Source organism: Pseudomonas sp. AK106 (genome assembly GCF_053903055.1).
Window position 1 is genome coordinate 4,190,450 of sequence record NZ_CP096426.1, and the last position, 19,396, is coordinate 4,209,845.

The 19,396-nt window shown below is 60.3% G+C and carries 15 protein-coding genes; 12 read left to right on the plus strand and 3 right to left on the minus strand.

The window, feature by feature from the left end; genetic code table 11:
* The first annotated feature begins 38 nt into the window (after nt 1–38).
* The 3 genes from M1E04_RS18460 to M1E04_RS18470 all read left to right on the plus strand — a co-directional run bounded on the left by M1E04_RS18460 (nt 39) and on the right by M1E04_RS18470 (nt 5,204).
* A complete protein-coding gene (locus M1E04_RS18460) occupies nt 39–674 on the plus strand; it encodes an RluA family pseudouridine synthase (RefSeq protein WP_456291838.1) in 636 nt (211 codons plus the stop codon).
* 848 nt (nt 675–1,522) lie between these two features.
* Nucleotides 1,523–2,812 (plus strand): M18 family aminopeptidase, encoded by a 1,290-nt coding sequence (locus M1E04_RS18465; RefSeq protein WP_108122029.1) that lies wholly within the window; start codon nt 1,523–1,525, stop codon nt 2,810–2,812.
* A 202-nt stretch (nt 2,813–3,014) separates the two neighbouring features.
* Nucleotides 3,015–5,204, plus strand: coding sequence for a mechanosensitive ion channel domain-containing protein (locus M1E04_RS18470; RefSeq protein WP_456291839.1), 2,190 nt, complete (start codon nt 3,015–3,017; stop codon nt 5,202–5,204).
* 122 nt (nt 5,205–5,326) lie between these two features.
* On the opposite strand, the gene M1E04_RS18475 is transcribed toward M1E04_RS18470, so the two are convergent.
* Both M1E04_RS18475 and M1E04_RS18480 read right to left on the minus strand, forming a co-directional pair.
* Complete coding sequence (locus tag M1E04_RS18475) at nt 5,327–6,007, minus strand: hypothetical protein (protein WP_456291840.1); 681 nt, start codon at nt 6,005–6,007, stop codon at nt 5,327–5,329.
* A gap of 285 nt (nt 6,008–6,292) precedes the next feature.
* Nucleotides 6,293–7,012 (minus strand): UTRA domain-containing protein, encoded by a 720-nt coding sequence (locus M1E04_RS18480; RefSeq protein ID WP_065986856.1) that lies wholly within the window; start codon nt 7,010–7,012, stop codon nt 6,293–6,295.
* Nucleotides 7,013–7,372: 360 nt separating this feature from the next.
* Between M1E04_RS18480 and M1E04_RS18485 the strand changes: the two genes are divergently transcribed.
* From M1E04_RS18485 to M1E04_RS18515, 7 genes are all read left to right on the plus strand, one after another.
* Entirely contained in the window at nt 7,373–8,440 is a 1,068-nt protein-coding gene (locus M1E04_RS18485) for an ABC transporter substrate-binding protein (protein ID WP_456291841.1), read from the plus strand.
* Nucleotides 8,441–8,587: 147 nt separating this feature from the next.
* A complete protein-coding gene (locus M1E04_RS18490) occupies nt 8,588–9,394 on the plus strand; it encodes an alkaline phosphatase family protein (protein ID WP_410934534.1) in 807 nt (268 codons plus the stop codon).
* Nucleotides 9,391–10,233 carry an ABC transporter permease gene (locus tag M1E04_RS18495; RefSeq protein ID WP_065986853.1) on the plus strand — a complete coding sequence of 281 codons (843 nt, stop codon included), beginning with the start codon at nt 9,391–9,393 and terminating at the stop codon, nt 10,231–10,233. The genes M1E04_RS18490 and M1E04_RS18495 overlap by 4 nt, the downstream gene beginning before the upstream one ends.
* On the plus strand, nt 10,220–11,017 hold the full coding sequence (locus M1E04_RS18500; RefSeq protein WP_065986852.1) for an ABC transporter permease: 798 nt from the start codon (nt 10,220–10,222) through the stop codon (nt 11,015–11,017). The genes M1E04_RS18495 and M1E04_RS18500 overlap by 14 nt, the downstream gene beginning before the upstream one ends.
* Nucleotide 11,018: 1 nt before the next feature.
* The gene (locus M1E04_RS18505; RefSeq protein WP_456291842.1) at nt 11,019–12,008 is read left to right on the plus strand and encodes an ABC transporter ATP-binding protein; all 990 of its coding nucleotides are present in this window, start codon (nt 11,019–11,021) and stop codon (nt 12,006–12,008) included.
* A 188-nt stretch (nt 12,009–12,196) separates the two neighbouring features.
* Nucleotides 12,197–12,850: an HAD family hydrolase gene (locus M1E04_RS18510; RefSeq protein WP_456291843.1), complete on the plus strand. Its 654-nt coding sequence runs from the start codon at nt 12,197–12,199 to the stop codon at nt 12,848–12,850.
* Between the two features lie 249 nt (nt 12,851–13,099).
* On the plus strand, nt 13,100–14,188 hold the full coding sequence (locus M1E04_RS18515) for an Ig-like domain-containing protein (protein WP_456291844.1): 1,089 nt from the start codon (nt 13,100–13,102) through the stop codon (nt 14,186–14,188).
* A 66-nt stretch (nt 14,189–14,254) separates the two neighbouring features.
* Here the strand turns inward: M1E04_RS18515 and M1E04_RS18520 are convergent, their stop codons facing one another.
* A complete protein-coding gene (locus M1E04_RS18520; protein WP_369319728.1) occupies nt 14,255–15,217 on the minus strand; it encodes an NAD(P)H-quinone oxidoreductase in 963 nt (320 codons plus the stop codon).
* A 144-nt stretch (nt 15,218–15,361) separates the two neighbouring features.
* Here M1E04_RS18520 and M1E04_RS18525 point away from each other — a divergent pair, with 144 nt between their 5' ends.
* Nucleotides 15,362–17,443: a carboxy terminal-processing peptidase gene (locus tag M1E04_RS18525; RefSeq protein ID WP_208600730.1), complete on the plus strand. Its 2,082-nt coding sequence runs from the start codon at nt 15,362–15,364 to the stop codon at nt 17,441–17,443.
* Nucleotides 17,444–17,563: 120 nt separating this feature from the next.
* Nucleotides 17,564–19,354 carry a bifunctional diguanylate cyclase/phosphodiesterase gene (locus M1E04_RS18530; protein ID WP_456291845.1) on the plus strand — a complete coding sequence of 597 codons (1,791 nt, stop codon included), beginning with the start codon at nt 17,564–17,566 and terminating at the stop codon, nt 19,352–19,354.
* Nucleotides 19,355–19,396: the final 42 nt, after the last annotated feature.

Below are 19,396 nucleotides of genomic sequence, written 5' to 3' on the forward strand. Positions count from 1 at the left end.
TCGATCGTACGGCGCCCGTTTGAGTGATGAGGCGTTCAATGCCGCTGTCCAACGTTCATATCCTCCATCAGGACGACGCTGTCCTGGTGGTGAACAAACCCACCCTGCTGCTCTCGGTCCCTGGTCGCGCTGACGATAACAAGGACTGTCTGATTACCCGCCTGCAGGAAAACGGCTACCCCGAGGCGCGCATCGTCCATCGCCTGGACTGGGAAACCTCCGGGATCATTTTGCTGGCGCGTGACGCGGACACCCACCGTGAGTTGTCGCGGCAGTTTCATGACCGCGAGACGGAGAAGGCCTACACGGCACTGGCCTGGGGCCAGCCCGACCTGGACAGTGGCAGTATCGATTTGCCGTTGCGGTACGATCCGCCGACCAAGCCGCGTCATGTGGTGGATCATGAGTTCGGCAAGCATGCGCTGACGTTCTGGAAGGTGCTGGAGCGGTATAACACCCATTGTCGGGTTGAGTTGACGCCGATCACGGGGCGTTCGCATCAGTTGCGGGTGCATATGTTGTCAATCGGGCATCCGTTGCTGGGCGATGGTTTGTACGCCCATCCGGAGGCCCTGGCGGCCTATCCGCGGTTGTGTCTGCATGCGAGCATGCTGGTATTTACCCATCCAGGGACGGGCGAGCGGGTTCGGTTTGAGTGCCCGGCGCCGTTTTGATGGTTGTTGTGGCTCTGCCTAACGGCAGAGCTGTTTCGCCTTCGGCGAGTTACTTTTAAAAAGCACTAAAAGTAACCAAAAGTGCCTGCTCTCGGCTGGGTCCCTCCTCCGTCGGGATTCCCTCACTCCGACGATGCTCCGTGGGCCCGCGCCGAACGGACATCCATGTCCTGACGGCGCTCTCGCCGCATCCATGCGGCTCGACCCACTCCGCACCGCCTGCGCTCGGCCTGCACCAAAGTCGCGTTTTGCGGTGTCTGGACTTTTTGTGTAGGAAGATCAAGAGCGGCAACAGCAACAGCAACAGCATTCGCGAGCAAGCTCGCTCTCACAGGGAGGGAGTTCGGTCGAACTGTCAGCGCCCAGACCGGCCCCTTCCCGGCTAAAGCCGGTCCCACCAAAAGCAGACCCCGTACACCCCGTGGGACCGGCGCTAACTGTAGGACCGGCTTCAGCCGGGAAGCCTTTGATCTGCTTCGCTTCTGATCTGCTTTTGATCTTCATACGCAAAAAGCCCAGACACCACAAATCGCGACTTGGGTGCAGGCTGAACGCAGGTTTCGCGGAGTGGGCCGAGCCGCATGGATGCGGCGAGAGCGCCGTCAGGACATGGATGTCCGTTCGGCGCGGGCCCACGGAGCGAGACCGGAGTGAAGGAACCCGACGAAGTCGGGCCCAACCGAGAGCAAGCACCCTTGGTTACTTGGGGTGCTTTTCCAAGTAACTCGCCGAAGGCGAAACAGTCTGCCCCCAGGCAGACGCTTTTGATCTTAAGGATCTTGATCTTGATCTCGATCAAAACACCTTTTGGCCTGTAAACTCCCGACCATTGCTGCCTGGAGTAACCTATGCGCGAAGAGTTGAATCAGGGCCTTATCGATTTCCTGAAGGCCTCCCCCACCCCCTTCCATGCCACCGCCAGCCTGGTCCAACGCCTCGAAGGCGCCGGCTACCAGCGGCTCGACGAACGCGAGCCCTGGTACACCGAAGCGGGCGGCCGCTACTACGTCACCCGCAACGACTCCTCCATCGTCGCCTTCAAACTCGGCCGCCTGTCACCCCTCACCGGCGGCATTCGCCTCGTGGGTGCCCACACCGACAGCCCGTGCCTGCGCGTCAAGCCGCAACCCGAACTGCAACGTCAGGGCTTCTGGCAACTGGGCGTCGAAGTCTACGGCGGCGCCTTGCTTGCGCCATGGTTTGACCGCGACCTCTCCCTCGCCGGCCGCGTCACCTTCCGCCGCGACGGCAAAGTCGAAAGCCAGCTGATCGACTTCAAGCTGCCCATCGCGATCATCCCCAACCTCGCGATCCACCTCAATCGCACCGCCAACGAAGGCTGGGCGATCAACCCGCAGACCGAACTGCCGCCGATCCTGGCCCAGGTCGCCGGTGACGAACGCCCCGACTTCCGCGCCCTGCTGACCGATCAACTGGCCCGCGAGCACGGCCTGAATGCCGACGTCGTTCTCGACTACGAACTCAGCTTCTACGACACCCAAAGCGCCGCCGTCATCGGCCTCAACGGCGACTTTATCGCCGGCGCCCGGCTCGACAATCTGCTGTCCTGCTTCGCCGGGCTGCAAGCGTTGCTCAATGCCGATGGCGACGAGACCTGCCTGCTGATCTGCACCGACCACGAAGAAGTCGGCTCGACGTCCGCGTGCGGTGCCGACGGCCCGATGCTGGAACAAGTGCTGCAACGTCTGCTGCCGGAAGGCGACGACTACGTGCGTACGATTCAGAAATCCCTGCTGATTTCCGCCGACAACGCCCACGGCGTGCACCCCAACTATGCCGAAAAGCACGACGCCAACCATGGCCCGAAACTCAACGCCGGCCCGGTGATCAAGGTCAACAGCAACCAGCGCTACGCCACCAACAGCGAAACCGCCGGTTTCTTCCGTCACCTGTGCATGGCCGAAGAAGTGCCGGTACAAAGCTTCGTTGTGCGCAGCGACATGGCCTGCGGCTCGACCATCGGCCCGATCACTGCCGGCCACCTGGGCGTGCGCACCGTCGACATCGGCCTGCCGACCTTCGCCATGCACTCGATCCGCGAACTGGCCGGCAGCCAGGACCTGGCGCATCTGGTGAAGGTGTTGTCGGCGTTCTATGCGAGTGCCGAGTTGCCTTGACCTCAAACCACCCTTGAGCGCGGGCCGATCCATTTCCTTCACAGGTCATGGAAACGGCCTGCACCTCGCGCTATCCGGGACTTCACAATTCCCCCTCGCCACACCCCCCATCCCCTCGTAAACTCATCCGCCTCTGCTTGACCCGGCATGGCTCCCAAACCACGCCATCCCAAGCGCCTGTCTATTCGAGGTCTGTTTCCAGGTGATCGCTCCCACCCGCCTTTCCGTTCTGCCCCGCCTGTTTTTGCTCTGCCTGCTGGCGCTGTTCCCGTTTGCGTTGACCCACGCCGCTGGCCTGCCAAGTCTGCTCAGTGGCGGCGACAAGACGCAGCCTCAGGCCCAGGAACCGCTGGGGCAGTCCCTGGACGAGGTCATCACGTCGCTGGAAAACGATCAGCAGCGCAGCAAGTTGCTGCAAGACCTGAAAAAGCTAAGGGACGCCACCAAAAAAGCGCAGCCAACCGTGGAGCAAGGCGTACTGGGCCTCATCGGCAGCTCGCTTGCCGAGCTGGAAAAACAGTTCACCGGCACCGACAGCCCGCTCAGCCGCTGGGCGGATGAGGCGGGTATGGCTGAAGACGAGCTGATGGCGCTGATGCTGCCGGCCAACCAGTGGTGGCCGATCATCTGGGGCTTTGCCGTGGTGCTGGCGATCTGGGGCCTGCTGGCGGCGGCGTTGATCTGGCTGGGCCACAAGGTGCGCTTGCGCTTCGGCCTTTCCGCCGAGCTTCCGCAGCACCCGCGCCTGTCGGACATGCTGCGCTTCGCGCTACGCAAGCTGGGCCCCTGGCTGGTGGCGCTGGTCATCACGATCTACCTGAGTTACTCGCTGCCGCCGTCGCTCGGCCGCGATCTGGCGATGGTGCTCGCTTACGCGTTGGTCGTTGGCACGCTGTTCTCGGCGGTGTGTGTTATCGCGTTTTCACTGCTGGACGGGCCGCACCGGCATCGGGCGCTGTACATCCTGCGGCATCAGGCGTTTCGGCCGCTGTGGTGGATCGGCAGCTTTGCCGCGTTCGGCGAGGCGTTGAGCGATCCGCGCCTGGTCGCCAGCCTTGGCGTGCACCTGGCGCACACCGCCGCGACCCTGGCCAATGTCATGGCCGCGCTGTCCACCGGACTGTTCATCATCCGCTTCCGTCGGCCGATCGCCCATTTGATCCGTAACCAGGCCCTGGAGCGCCGCCTGAAACGCCGCGCCCTGAGCGACAGCATCGAGGTCCTCGGTACGTTCTGGTACCTGCCGGCGCTGGTACTGGTGGGCGTCTCCCTGTTCGCCACGTTTTTCTCTGCGGGCGACACCAGCACTGCGTTGCGTCAGGCGCTGATCTGCACCGTGCTGCTGGTGATGTGCATGGTCATCAACGGCCTGGTGCGGCGTCATTCACTCAAGCCAAGCCACGCTCACAAGCGTCACGCCCTGTATTCGGACCGCCTGAAGAACTTCTTTTATACCGTTGCGCACATGCTGATCTGGCTGGTGTTCATTGAATTGGGCCTGCGAGTCTGGGGTTTGTCGTTGATTGGCTTCGCCGAAGGCGACGGCCGCGACATCAGTCTGCGGCTGATCGGCCTGGCGGCCACGCTGATGTTTGCCTGGCTGATCTGGATTCTCGCAGACACGGCGATTCATCACGCCCTCACCCGCTCGCGCAAGGGCCTGGCCAATACCCGCGCGCAGACCATGATGCCGCTGATCCGCAACGTGCTGTTCGTGACCATCTTCATCATCGCGTTGATCGTCGCGCTGGCGAACATGGGCATGAACGTGACACCGCTGCTGGCCGGTGCCGGTGTGATCGGCCTGGCCATCGGTTTCGGCGCGCAGTCACTGGTGGCGGATTTGATCACCGGGCTGTTCATCATCATCGAAGACTCCCTGGCCATCGACGATTACGTGGACGTCGGCGGCCACCTGGGGACCGTGGAAGGCCTGACCATTCGCACGGTGCGCCTGCGCGACATCGACGGCATCGTCCACACCATTCCGTTCAGTGAGATCAAGAGCATTCAGAACTACTCGCGGGAGTTCGGTTATGCGATCTTTCGCATCGCCATCCCGTCGAGCATGAACATCGATGACGCCCTGAAGATGATCCGCGACGTCGGCCAGAAGATGCGCACCGACCCGCTGCAACGACGCAACATCTGGTCGCCGCTGGAGATTCAGGGGGTGGAGAGTTTCGAGTCCGGCAACGCCATTCTGCGCGCGCGCTTCAAGACCGCGCCGATCAAGCAGTGGGAAGTGTCGCGGGCGTTCAACCTGTCGCTCAAGCGTTATCTGGATGAAGCGGGGATGGATCTCGCGACCCCTAGATTGAGCGTGCAGGTCAACACCAATGGTGGCAGCGTAAGTGAGGTGCGTGGGAAGAAGGGTGACCCGGCAGGCTGATGTGTCAGCCTGTCGACCATCGCTGAGAGTGACGCTTGGTGGAGCCTCTGTCGGAAATCGGCCTCGGGGCTATCTCGCTGATGACCCAAAACACGATTCAGAACTCCCACATGCCGGGGCAGCTACTCAAACGTAAACGTATCGACTAAAAACCAATCTCCGCGAGCCGTTTCAAATACCATCTCTCTAATACCCACGGCAGAGAATGTACTTTCAGTCACATAGGGGCTCTCGGGGGGTAATACCACTATCCCCAATGGCGAACCCTCATGATTATAAAAAGATATCTGGTGATCCCTCTCGTTCGTAGCGCGGCACCAAAAACTCACTTTAGAGCAACTCCCTCTCAACTTCACACTGACGGTCTGACCCGGTGGCTTTGGATTTCCGCCAGTAAATTTTGCATGGAAGTTCAGCGTCTGCTTTTCTATCTTTCCGGGATAATTGGTGCCCGCAGGCAAGATGCCTACATTACCCACACCTTCTAAAAACGTAATCGTCATCATCGGCGTTTCGATGCTTTGACCAACTGAGATCATGGTATCTGGAAGCGAGTCGAAATTCTCAACGCCCGCTAGCGCACGCTCAACCTGTAAGGCCCACGGGTCGGAAACAGTCGTACCGTCTGCTGTCTTTGCAATAAAGCTGTGAGCCCCCTCCTCCAGCCCTGAAACATTCTTTTCCCACACGCGGCCGCTCACCGGGACAAATCCCAGCGAAACACCGTTATCAAACAACTCCACCTGGGCATCGGCGTTGCTGTCAGCCCCGTTGGCTTCTTTTAACTGGACCTGCCGCTCCATAATGAATTCCTTTCCATGGCGTTAGCTGAATGATGGATAACGCTATCAGTGTGACGCAATACATGCATTTGGCAACGGCAGCTCAAGAACCCGCGAAGGAGCAAACGCTGCCAGAGATCTGATCATGCGACATGGATTCACTTTAAAATCATAAACATAAAGAATAAAGTTATTCAAATTCGAAATAACGTTAATTTCAAATTGATCTTATAGCCATAAATTAAGGGCCAAGCAGAGCGCCTGATGTGGAGTACGAAGCTCACAACACAACTTCACCAAAGGAATTCAAATATCCGCCACCACTGCGCTCACGTGAATCGCGTCGTGGCGCCAATACTCCAGATCGCAATCGATCAGCCGGCCGCGCTGGTCGTGATTGACCCGGGCGATGCGCAGGCCCGGGCTGCCGATGGAGACTTTCAGCGCTCCCGCCGCTTCCATGGGCAGCGCCGTGGGCACCATTTCGAAACGCACCTGGCCATAGCGAATGTCGTAATGGCTGGCGTAGAGCTCGGTCAGCGACTGGTTCAGGTCCAGATCAAGGATCTGCGGGAAGTAATCGGGGTTGAGGTAGTGCTCGACATAGAGCACCAGCCGTTCATCAATGCGACGGGCGCGGCAGATCTGGATCACACTGGACAGCGCCGGCAACTGCAGCAACCCGCAGATGACCGCCGAGGCCGGTTGCAGCCGCGCGGATATCACCTGGGTCGCGGGCACCCGCCCCTGAGCCTGAACCATCGCGTGAAAGTGGCTGCGGCGCATCAGGTCATAGGCCAGTCGCGGCGGTGAAATGAACCAGCCGCGCCGCTCCTCGCGGTAGATCAAGCCCCGCGCCTCAAGCTGCACCAATGCCTCGCGCAAGGTAATGCGGGTGGTATCGAAGACCTCGCTCAGCTTGCGCTCGGCCGGCAACTTGCTGCCCGGCGGCAGCAGACCGTGCTCGATCTGCTCTTGCAGCGCATTGCAGATGGTCGTCACCGCTCGGGGCATTTCTTCGCGCATTGCGTTACCTATCTGGACTAGACCAGCGCTATTTAAGGGCAAGGTCGCTCGCTGACTGGCCCGTTTCGGTGCTCCAGAGCCTAGGTAGCGTAGATGACCGTTGCGTGACATTCCAGCCAGGAACGGGCGCTACACCAGCGCTCAGCAAATCATCAGGGCCTTTCAGATCAGGCGCTTGAGCATGGTCTACGCTCATTTCACAGCGATTGCCCGGGTTGTGGCTTGCTCCAGCAAGAGTCGGTCCAGACACGAAAGCGTCATGTTACTGGCCTAACTTGGCTCAGGTATTGCTGACCTAGACCAATCATCCGCAACGAACACTTCTATGAGTCCGTCGAGAAGTGCACAAAGGAGCTTCGAATGAAACACCTTTTGCTGGCATCACTCCTGGGTTCGGCCATCGCGCTGAGCACGTCGGCCATGGCCGCCGACACCGACCTCAAAACCCTCGAAGCCGCGGCCAAGGCCGAAGGCGCGGTCAACAGCGTGGGCATGCCCGATGACTGGGCGAACTGGAAAGGCACCTGGACCGACCTGACCGCCAAATACGGTCTGGTGCACATGGACACCGACATGAGTTCGGCTCAGGAAGTGGCCAAGTTCGATGCGGAAAAAGACAACGCCAGCGCCGACATCGGCGACGTGGGTGCCGCCTTCGGCCCGATCGCTGTCGCCAAGGGCGTCACTCAGCCCTACAAGCCGAGCACCTGGGCGCAAGTGCCTGACTGGGCCAAGGATAAGGAAGGCCACTGGGCGCTGGCCTACACCGGCACCATCGCGTTCATCGTCAACAAAAAACTGTTGCACGGCTCCGACGTACCGACCAAATGGGCTGATCTGAAAAACGGCAAGTACAAGGTCACCATCGGTGATGTCAGCACTGCGGCCCAGGCTGCCAACGGCGTACTGGCCGCTGCGATTTCCATGAAAGGCAATGAGACCAACCTCGCGCCGGGCCTGCAACTGTTCACCGAACTGGCCAAACAAAAGCGCTTGGGCATCAACAACCCAACGATCCAGTCGATGGAAAAGGGCGAAGTGGAAGTGGGCGTGGTCTGGGACTTCAACGGCCTGAGCTACAAGGCCAAGATGACCAATCCTGACGACTACGTGGTACTGATCCCGTCCGACGGCTCGGTGATCTCGGGCTACACCACGATCATCAACAAGTACGCCAAGCACCCGAACGCCGCCAAGCTGGCCCGTGAATACATCTTCAGCGACGCCGGGCAGATCAACCTGGCCAAAGGCAACGCACGCCCGATCCGCGCCGAGCACCTGACATTGCCGCCAGAGGTCCAGGCCAAGCTGCTGCCTAACGAGCAGTACAAGAACGTGACGCCGATCAAAGACGCTGCGGCCTGGGAAAAATCCTCGAAAGCCCTGCCACAACAGTGGAACGAGCAAGTCATCGTCGAGATGCAGTAATCCTCAACGGCTAACGCAGCCCCCTTGTAGGAGTGAGCTTGCTCGCGATGTCGGTGTGTCACTCGACCTGTCTGTCGCAGTCATACCGCGATCGCGAGCAAGCTCACTCCTACAGTGATGTTTGGCGATCCACCCTCCGGAGATGCCATGAAACACAACGTCATCCTCATCCTGCTGGACGGCCTGAGTTACAGCGTGGCGCAACATGCGATGGGGCATTTGCTGGCCTACCGAAACGCAGGCCGCGCGGCGTTGTACAAACTCGAATGCGAACTGCCGTCGCTGTCCCGCCCGCTGTATGAATGCATCCTGACCGGCGTGGCGCCCATCGACAGTGGCATCGTGCACAACCAGGTTTCCCGGCTTTCCAGCCAGCGCAGCGTGTTTCACTACGCCACCGACGCCGGGCTGACCACTGCCGCTGCCGCGTACCACTGGGTCAGCGAGCTGTACAACCGCAGTCCGTTCATTGCCGCACGCGACCGCCACACCGACGATGCCGAATTGCCGATTCAGCACGGGCACTTCTACTACGCCGATCACTACCCCGATTCCCACCTGTTCGACGACGCCGAGCATCTTCGAACAGCGCACGCGCCGCACTTCTTGTTCGTCCACCCGATGAACATCGATGACGCCGGCCACAAGCACGGCCTCGACACCCCGCAGTACCGCAACAGCGCACGCTCGGCCGACATCATCCTCGCCGAATATCTGCAGCGCTGGCTGGATGCGGGCTATCAAGTACTGGTGACCGCCGACCACGGCATGAACAACGACCGCTCGCACAACGGCGTGCTGCCGGAAGAGCGCGAAGTCCCGTTGTTCGTGCTCGGTGACGCCTTCAGCCTCGACCCCGAGGCGCGACCGAAACAGAGCGAGATCTGCGGCACCGTCTGCGCGCTGCTCGGCGTACCCCACGACAAACCCTTGTGCAGAGAGGTGCTCAAGTGAATTCACTAAGTCGCGGCAAATGGCTGGGGCTGTTGTGCCTTGTGCCGTTTGCGGTTTTTTTCATCGCGTTTCAGATCGCGCCGCTGGCCTGGGTGGCGATCAACAGCCTGCAATCAGACGCCGGCTGGGGCATCGACAACTTCATCAAGGCGTTCAATTCGCGTTTCTACCGCCAGGCCATGCAGTACAGCCTGGAGATCAGCTTCTGGTCGAGCCTGATCGGCATCATCATCGCAATCCTGGGCAGTTATTCCCTGCGCAAAGTGCCGTCGCGGCTGAGGGATTTCGTCAGCGCCTTCGCCAACATGACCAGTAACTTTTCCGGCGTCCCGCTGGCGTTTGCCTTCATCATCCTGCTCGGTTTCAACGGCGCGCTGACGCTGATTCTGAAACAGGCCGGGATCATCGATGACTTCAACCTGTACTCGAAAACCGGCCTGATCATCCTTTACACCTACTTCCAGATCCCCCTGGGCGTGCTGCTGCTCTACCCCGCTTTCGACGCGCTGCGCGAAGACTGGCGCGAGTCGGCGTCACTGCTGGGCGCCAGCGGCTGGGATTTCTGGCGGCACATCGGCATTCCGGTGCTGACCCCAGCGCTGCTCGGCACCTTCGTGATCCTGCTGGCCAATGCACTGGGCGCCTACGCCACGGTGTATGCGCTGACCACTGGCAACTTCAACGTCTTGCCGATCCGCATCGCGGCGATGGTGGCGGGCGACATCACGCTGGACCCGAACATGGCCAGCGCCCTGGCGATGATTCTGGTGGGGATGATGACGCTGGTGACCGTCGTGCATCAGTGGCTGTTGAAGAGGAGCTACCATGTCTCGCGCTGAACGCCGCCCGCCGGGGCTCTACCACCGCGTCGTGGTGTACCTGCTATTTCTGATCCTGCTCGCGCCGCTGCTGGGCACCTTTGTGTATTCGATCGCCACCAGTTGGTCGGCGACGATTTTGCCCGACGGCCTGACCTATAAATGGTACGTCGCGCTGTGGAGCGATCCGCGGTTTCTGCGCGCGTTTGGCCAGTCGCTGCTGGTGTGCGTCGGCGCGCTGGCGCTGTCGGTGGTGCTGATTCTACCGCTGCTGTTCGTTGTGCATTACCACTTTCCCAAGCTCGACGCGCTGATGAACATCCTCATCCTGCTGCCCTTCGCGGTGCCGCCGGTGGTGTCCTCGGTGGGCCTGTTGCAACTCTACGGTTCGGGACCACTGGCGATGGTCGGCACGCCGTGGATTCTGATCGGCTGTTATTTCACCGTGGCGCTGCCGTTCATGTACCGGGCGATCACCAACAACCTGCAAGCGATCAATCTGGTGGACCTGATGGACGCCGCCCAGTTGCTCGGCGCCAACACCTTTCAAGCCGCGTTTCTGGTGGTGCTGCCGAACCTGCGCAAGGGCCTGATGATTGCCCTGCTGCTGTCGTTCTCGTTCCTGTTCGGCGAGTTCGTGTTCGCCAATCTGCTGGTCGGCACCCGCTACGAGACCCTGCAGGTGTACCTGAACAACATGCGCAACAGCAGCGGTCACTTCAACAGCGCGCTGGTGATTTCCTACTTCTTTTTCGTACTGCTGCTGACGTGGGCGGCCAACCGACTGAACAAGGACAAAGACTGATATGAGCTTCGTCAGTGTCGAAAACCTGCAGAAGAATTACGGCAGCACGGCGGTCTTCAGCGACATCAATTGCGACATCCACAAGGGCGAATTCGTCACCCTGCTCGGCCCGTCCGGTTGCGGCAAGTCCACCTTGCTGCGCTGCATCGCGGGGCTGACGCCAGTGACCAGCGGCAGCATCTTCCTTGACGGCAAGGACCTGGTGCCGGTGTCGCCGCAGAAGCGCGGCATCGGCATGGTGTTCCAGAGCTATGCGCTGTTTCCCAACATGAACGTGGAGCAGAACGTCGCGTTTGGCCTGCGCATGCAGAAAGTCGGTTCCGACGAAATGAAGCAGCGGGTGGCCGAGGTGCTGAAGCTGGTGGAGCTGAACGAGTTCGCCACGCGCTACCCGCATCAGCTGTCGGGCGGGCAGTGTCAGCGCGTGGCATTGGCGCGATCGCTGGTGACCCGCCCTCGCCTGCTGCTGCTCGATGAGCCGCTGTCGGCCCTCGATGCGCGCATCCGCAAACACCTGCGCGAGCAGATCCGTGCGATTCAGCAGGAGCTGGGCCTGACGACGATTTTCGTGACCCACGATCAGGAAGAAGCGCTGACCATGTCCGACCGGATTTTCCTGATGAATCAGGGCCGAATCGTGCAGAGCGGCGACGCCGAAACCCTGTACACCTCGCCGGTCGATGCGTTCGCTGCCGGCTTCATCGGCAACTACAACCTGCTGGAAGCCGACGCCGCCAGCCGCCTGATGCAGCGCCCGATCAACAGTCGCGTGGCGATTCGCCCGGAAGCGATTCAATTGACCCTGACCGGTTCGCTGGAAGGCGAAGTGCGCAGCCACAGCCTGCTGGGCAACGTGATCCGCTATCGCGTCGAAGCTTGGGGCGTGGAGCTGGTGGTCGACGTGCTTAACCGCTCGGCCAGCGACTTGCACCCGAACGGCCAGCGCGTCACCCTGCACATTGAAGCGTCGGCGTTGTGTGAAGTCGCATGAATTAGACGCCAACCCTGTAGGAGCGTGGCTTGTCCCGCGATCGGCGGGGAACCCGTCGTGAAACCTGCGACGAAGGTCAGAATGACACACCGCATTGGCCTGGGTTGCTGCCGGTTCCCGGCAGATCGCGGGACAAGCCACGCTCCTACAGTTGATCTGCGTGTGAATGATTTAAGAGGACAGTTTTAATGGCTTTAGCAATTTTCGATCTGGACGAAACCCTGATCCACGGTGACTGTTCAAGCCTGTGGAGCGAGCAGATGGGGCGTTTGGGCTGGGTCGATCCCGAGTGGTTCATGAAGAAGGACCACGAACTGATGGAAGCCTACGGAAAGGGCGAACTGGCCATGGAAGACTACATGGCGTTCAGCCTGGACCCGATGGTCGGGCGCACGCCGGAGGAAGTGGATTTTCTGGTGGGGCCGTGGGTTGAGGATTACATCGAGCCGATCATTTTCAGCGACGCGACCAAGGCCATCGCCGAACACCGCGCCGCCGGGGATCGCATCCTGATCATCTCGGCGTCGGGGGTGCATCTGGTCAAGCCCATTGCCGAGCGCATCGGCGTTGATGAAGTGCTGGCCATTGATCTGGACGTCGCCCACGGCGTCTACACCGGCAAGACCACCGGCGTGCTCACCTACCGCGAAGGCAAGATCACCCGCCTGATGGCGTGGCTGGATCAGGAAGGCGAGAACCTTGAGGGGGCGAGTTTCTATTCGGACTCACGCAATGACCTGCCGCTGCTGCAGAAGGTCGACTTTCCCCATGCGGTGAACCCGGACCCGGCGCTGCGTGAAGCAGCAGAAAATGGGGGATGGCCGATTCACCACTGGAAGTAATCCATTCGCCCGCCCAAGGCATTCACGTTGTGGGATCAAATCCATTCGCGACACGGAAGGACAGCCGACACGCCTCGTCGACTGAAATATCCTTCGCGAATGAGTTTGCTTTCAGCAGCTACCCCCTAATTCGACATAAGCCCTTAGGTACTGATCATTTCTTCTATCAGAACTGTCATTTGTGACAGTAGCCAACTCTCATGACGCGGCGCCTAATGACGCCTGCCTTCACTGACAGGAGTCAACGAAATGTCTAGCACCCCGCCCAGCTCCGCCACTGATAGCCGCCTGAAGCGAACCGGAACTGCAACGGCCAACTACGAAGTGGAAATCTTCGATGGCAGCACTTCCATCGGCAAAACCACTGCAAACGCCAGTGGAGTGTGGACCCTGCCAATCACCGACCTCACGGTCGGCGCCCACGCCTTAAAAGCACAGCTTCTAAACGGCCATGGAGAAGAGTCGGCGGTGTACAGCTTCACCATCCTTGCATTGGCTGCACCGACCATCACCAGTGTCAAGGACTCGAGAGGCGTTGAAATTCCGCAAGGTGATTCCACCCTCGATACCAGCGTGACCATCACCGGCACTGCAGCGGCCAATGAAGACATTGAGATCTTCGATGGCGCTGCGTCAAAAGGTACGGCGAGCACTAATGCCAGCGGCGTCTGGACCAGGACACTCACCAACCAAACTATTGGGAGCCATGCAATCAAGGCCAGGGCACTTTACGGCAACGAGCAAGAGTCGGCAGTGCGGACATTCACGATCGCTGCTCCTCTGGACTTCAATGTCTCCCCGGTTGCGCTGCAAGCCACGCTCTACATGATCTGGAGAAATCCGGGAGCCCCTGCGCTGCCGACCTTTCCGGCCGGATCCACGATTACTCGCACCGCCTCCGGTGGCCAGCCGCCTTATACCTACAGTTCGTCCAACGACAGCGTGGCTAATGTGACCAGTGATGGACTCGTCAGCCCTCGCGGCAACGGGGCCGCCACGATCACGGTGAGAGACAACACAGGGCAATCAAAAAACTACACCGTGACGGTCAGTAATGTCTGGACGGTGGAATACATTGGCTCTTTTATCCACCGAGGAGCCGTGGAGTATCAAAGGCCAGGCGGGCATCTGTCCGATACGGGGGAACTGGGCAGGATTGGCGATCAACATCGGGGCCACTGGCCGGCAGGCATTCCCAATGGCTGGTACTGGTCAAACGAACGTGACCCAGGACTTTTTGAAGAGTACTGGGCCAAGAGTACGTCCGATGGAGCGGTGCAGGTATTCCTGGCGGCCACAGCTGTCGATACGTTTTCTGTCTACCCAAGAAACCCCTGAAGCCGCACAGGCCGTTTGCTGCGGTGATCTTTCGGCACCGCAACAGACGACCCGTATCGTCAGCGGTCAGACCAGGCTTTCGTTGATCACCAGCACGACTTTGCCCGACACCTGATTGGTCGCCAGCTCCGCGTAGGCCGCTTCCGCTTCACTGATCGGAAAACTGCGCGCCAGTTGTGGCTTCAGGCGGCCTTCGGTGAACAGCGGCATGACGTGTTGGCCCAGGTCGCTGAGCAGGTCGGCCTTGAACTGATCGTCGCGACTGCGCAGGGTCGAGCCGAGGATATGAATGCGCTTGCCCAGCACCTTCGCGAAGTCCAGCTCGGACTTGCTTCCGCCCATCAGCCCGATCAGCACCAGACGACCGTCAACGCCAAGCACTTTGAGGTTCAGCGCCGCGTAGTTGGCGCCCACCGGGTCAAGGATGACGTTGAACGGCGCAAAGTCGTTCAGCGCGTCGAGGTTCTCATTGCGCAGCACACCGCCCTGGGCGCCAAGCGCTTCGCAATACGCCAGCCGCTCCGCCGAGCCCACGGTGACCCAGACCGGGTTGCCGAAGGCCTTGCACAGCTGAATGGCAGCTGAACCAACTCCACTTGCTCCGGCGTGCAGCAACACTTTTTCGCCGGGCTGGAGGCCGGCCAGCTGGAACAGATTCAGCCAGGCGGTGGCGTACACTTCAGGAATCGCCGCTGCTTCGTGCAGCGAAATCCCCTCGGGCACCGGTAGCACGTGCCGCGCGTCGACCACGACTTCTTCGGCCATCGCCCCGCCCGCAACCAGCGCACACACGCGGTCGCCGACTTCCCAGGCGCAGCCCGGGCCAACCTCGGCAATCACCCCTGAACATTCCATGCCGAGGATTTCCGTCACACCCGGCGGTGGCGGGTAATGCCCCGAGCGTTGCAGCAAATCGGCACGATTAAGTCCGGCGGCTGCCACCTGGATGCGGACTTGTCCTACATCCAGCGTCGGCGATGGCTCATCAACCCATTCCACACGACCTTCCACGCCTTGCAATGCTTTCACGGTGCCTCCATAGTGAGTCTTGACTGAGCCCATGTGCCTCACGGCCACTGGGCTTTTTGCATTATGCGACCGTGTTCTGACCGAACCGGCGACCTCCAAAGACGGCCTAATATGCGTTATCAATTGTCCCCGCGTCGAATCAGCATGAAGCATTTTTTACCCAGCACCACCCTTGCATTACTCATTGGCCTGACTGTCCTGCCAATGTCGGCCAGTTCGTTTGCTGCCAACAGCTGGGATAATCTTCAACCTGATCGCGATGAAGTCATCGCCAGTCTGAATGTCGTGGAGCTGCTCAAGCGCCACCATTACAGCAAGCCGCCGCTGGACGACAAGCGTTCGGAAATCATCTATCAGAGCTACCTGAAACTCCTCGATCCTGCGCGCAGCTACTTCCTCGCCAGTGACATCGCCGAGTTCGACAAGTGGCGTTTCCAGTTCGACGACTTCCTCAAGAGCGGCGACCTGGCCCCAGGCTTTACTATCTATAAGCGTTATCTGGACCGCATCAAGTCGCGTCTGGATTTCGCGCTTGCGCAGCTGAGCAAGGGCGTCGACAAGATCGACCTGAATACTCAGGAAACCTTGCTGGTTGATCGCAAGGACGCGCCATGGGCCAAGAACGAAGCCGAGCTCGACGACCTCTGGCGCAAGCGCGTCAAGGACGAGGTTCTGCGCTTGAAGATCGCCGGCAAAGACCCCGCGAAGATTCAGGAAACCCTGACCAAGCGCTACAAGAACCAACTCGCGCGCCTGGGCCAGACCCGCAGCGAGGACGTGTTCCAGGCTTACCTGAATACCTTCGCGATGTCCTACGATCCGCACACCAACTACCTGTCACCTGACAGTGCGGAAAACTTCGACATCAACATGAGCCTGTCCCTGGAAGGGATCGGCGCTGTCCTGCAGAGCGACAACGACAACGTCAAGATCGTGCGCCTGGTGCCGGCCGGCCCTGCCGCCAAGACCAAGCAAGTGGCGACCGCCGACAAGATCATCGGCGTTGCCCAGGGCGACAAAGAGATGGTCGACGTGATCGGCTGGCGCCTGGATGAAGTGGTCAAACTGATCCGCGGTCCGAAGGGTTCGGTCGTACGCCTGGAAATCGTCCCGGCCAGCAATGCGCCGAGCGACCAGACCACTAAAATCGTCTCGATCACCCGCGAAGCGGTGAAGCTCGAAGAGCAAGCGGCGAAGAAGTCGATCCTGCACCTGAACCAGGACGGCAAGGATTACAAGCTGGGCGTCATCGAGATCCCCGCTTTCTACCTGGACTTCAAGGCCTACCGCGCCGGCGATCCCGAGTACAAGAGCACCACCCGCGACGTCAAGAAACTGCTGACCGAATTGCAGTCCGAGAAAGTCGACGGCGTGGTCATCGACCTGCGTAACAACGGTGGCGGTTCGTTGCAGGAAGCCACCGAGCTGACCAGTCTGTTCATCGACAAAGGCCCGACCGTTCTGGTGCGTAACGCCGACGGCAAGGTCGATGTGCTGGAAGACGAAAACAGCGGTGCGTTCTACAAAGGCCCGATGGCGTTGTTGGTCAACCGCCTCTCGGCCTCGGCTTCGGAGATTTTCGCCGGCGCCATGCAGGATTATCACCGCGCGCTGATCATTGGCGGCCAGACCTTCGGTAAAGGCACCGTGCAGACCATTCAGCCGCTGAACCATGGCGAGCTGAAACTGACGCTGGCCAAGTTCTACCGTGTTTCCGGTCAGAGCACCCAGCACCAGGGCGTACTGCCGGACATCGCCTACCCGTCGATCATCGACACCAAGGAAATCGGCGAAAGCGCACTGCCTGAAGCGATGACTTACGACACCATCAAGCCGGCGATCAAGCCTGCGGTGGATCCGTTCAAACCGTTCCTCGCCCAGCTGCAATCGCGTCATGACGTGCGTTCGGCCAAGGACGCCGAGTTTGTCTTCATCGAAGAGAAACTGGCGCTGGCGAAGAAGCTGATGAGCGAAAAGACCGTCAGCCTCAACGAAGCCGAGCGCCGCAAGCAACACGCCGACATCGAGAGCAAGCAGCTGGCGATGGAGAACGTGCGTCGCAAGGCCAAAGGCGAAGAGCCGCTCAAAGAGCTGAAGAAGGAAGACGAAGACGCGCTGCCTTCGGACGACGACAAGACCAAACCCGAGGATGACGCCTACCTGGCTGAAACCGGGCGCATCTTGCTCGATTATCTGGGCTTGAGCGGTTCGGTGGCGAAAAAGTAAAGCGCCATGAAACGTGACAAAATGATGGCAATTCGTCATCAAACAGTCATGAAGCTGTCGTGAAATAGCGGGGCTCGACGCCACAGGCGTCCAGCCCCTTTTTCTTGCCCCGAGATTGCCATGACCGTGACTGAGCAGCTGGGCGCTTTGAGTTCGATTCTGACTCAAGGCGACTTGCACAGCCTGTTCCAACCGATTGTGTCGCTATCGGATCGGCGCATTCTCGGCTACGAAGCCCTGACTCGCGGTCCTTCCAACAGCGCGCTGCATTCCCCCATCAGCCTGTTCGCCGTGGCCCGCCAGGCCGGGCGCCTGAGCGAACTGGAACTGGCCTGCCGCGAGTCGGCTTGCCGTCGTTTCAGCCAACAGAAGCTGGACGGCAAGCTGTTTCTCAACATCTCGCCGGAGTCCCTGCTGGAAGCCTCGCACCCGCCGGGGCGCACCTTGCAGCTGTTGCAGCGCTACGGCATACCACCGAGCCGCGTGGTCATCGAACTGACCGAGCAGACCCCGACCGATGACTTTGGCCTGCTCTACAACGCGCTGTATCACTACCGCGATATGGGCTTCTCCATCGCCCTGGATGACTTGGGCGCAGGGTATTCGAGCCTGCGGCTGTGGTCCGAGCTGCGCCCGGATTACGTGAAGATCGACCGGCACTTCATCGACGGCATCCATCAGGACGCGGTCAAGCGCGAGTTCGTGGGCTCCATGCTGCAGATGGCCAAGGCGTCGCGGGCGCTGGTGATCGCTGAGGGCATCGAGTTGCAAGAAGAGCTGGCCGTTTTGATCGACATGGGGGTCGAGCTGGTTCAGGGCTATTTGCTGTGCCGTCCGCAGGAGTTTCCGCCCCGTGACGCTCGCGCGCTGCTGCCGAAAATCGACCCGGCCGCTGCGACCGTGACGGAGGAAACCAGCGACCTCAGCGCCCTCCTCAACGAGCTGCCGGCGGTGGTGCAGACCACGCCCACCGCAACGGTGCTGGAGGCGTTTCGCAAGCAGGCCAATCTCAACTCCCTGGCGGTGCTGGATGAGCAGCATCAGCCGATCGGCATCGTCCATCGCCACTCGCTGTCGGACGTGCTGCTGCAGCCCTTCGCCACCGAACTGTATGCGCGCAAGCCCATTAGTCGTCTGATGAGCGACGACTTTCTGGCCGTCGAGCTGAGCCAGTCGCTTCAGCAGGTCAGCCGGCTGATCACCAGTCGCGCGCGGCAACGCATCGAAGAAGATTTCATCATCATGCAGAACGGCCTCTACCTCGGGCTGGGCCGGGTGATCGATGTACTGAAGCTGATTACCGAAGTGAAGATCCAGCAGGCGCGCTACGCCAACCCGCTGACCCTGCTGCCGGGCAACGTCCCGATCCAGCAATGCCTGACCCGACTGTTGCAGCAGGGTCGCGAGTCGATGATCTGCTACGTGGACATCGACAGCTTCAAGCCCTTCAACGACATCTACGGCTACGGGCGCGGCGACGAGGTTCTGCTGTGTCTGGCGCATTGCCTGAACGACCGGATTGACCCGAGCCGCGACTTTGTCGGCCACATCGGCGGCGACGATTTCCTGATGGTGCTGGGCTCGGACGACTGGCGCAAACGCCTGAACATGTTATTGGAAGATTTCCAGAACCAGTGCCGACGCTTCTACCGCGCCGAGCATCTGGAGGCTGGCTGCTTCGTCGCGCTCAACCGCCAGGGCCAACGCCAGGAATTCCCGCTGCTGTCGCTGTCCATCGGCGTCGTGCACCTGCACCCGGAGGTGTGCACAACCCTCGACGCCAGCCAGCTTGCCGAACTGGCGTCTCAGGCCAAGCACCACGCCAAGGAGGTGACCGGTGCAAGTGTGCATGTGATCAATACGCTGGAGGCGGAGGCAATGGCGACCCTGAATCAGGCGGTTTTGGGGTGAGCCGCCGTTTTTTAGAAATGGGGTTGGGGTCAATCTCGAAAT

Coding starts and splice junctions, on each gene's coding strand:
- M1E04_RS18515 (WP_456291844.1), top strand. CDS start 13,100: ATGTCTAGCACCCCGCCCAGCTCCGCCACTGATAGCCGCCTGAAGCGA.
- M1E04_RS18460 (WP_456291838.1), top strand. CDS start 39: ATGCCGCTGTCCAACGTTCATATCCTCCATCAGGACGACGCTGTCCTG.
- M1E04_RS18510 (WP_456291843.1), top strand. CDS start 12,197: ATGGCTTTAGCAATTTTCGATCTGGACGAAACCCTGATCCACGGTGAC.
- M1E04_RS18530 (WP_456291845.1), top strand. CDS start 17,564: ATGACCGTGACTGAGCAGCTGGGCGCTTTGAGTTCGATTCTGACTCAA.
- M1E04_RS18500 (WP_065986852.1), top strand. CDS start 10,220: ATGTCTCGCGCTGAACGCCGCCCGCCGGGGCTCTACCACCGCGTCGTG.
- M1E04_RS18480 (WP_065986856.1), bottom strand. CDS start 7,012: ATGCGCGAAGAAATGCCCCGAGCGGTGACGACCATCTGCAATGCGCTG.
- M1E04_RS18485 (WP_456291841.1), top strand. CDS start 7,373: ATGAAACACCTTTTGCTGGCATCACTCCTGGGTTCGGCCATCGCGCTG.
- M1E04_RS18525 (WP_208600730.1), top strand. CDS start 15,362: ATGAAGCATTTTTTACCCAGCACCACCCTTGCATTACTCATTGGCCTG.
- M1E04_RS18490 (WP_410934534.1), top strand. CDS start 8,588: ATGAAACACAACGTCATCCTCATCCTGCTGGACGGCCTGAGTTACAGC.
- M1E04_RS18475 (WP_456291840.1), bottom strand. CDS start 6,007: ATGGAGCGGCAGGTCCAGTTAAAAGAAGCCAACGGGGCTGACAGCAAC.
- M1E04_RS18465 (WP_108122029.1), top strand. CDS start 1,523: ATGCGCGAAGAGTTGAATCAGGGCCTTATCGATTTCCTGAAGGCCTCC.
- M1E04_RS18505 (WP_456291842.1), top strand. CDS start 11,019: ATGAGCTTCGTCAGTGTCGAAAACCTGCAGAAGAATTACGGCAGCACG.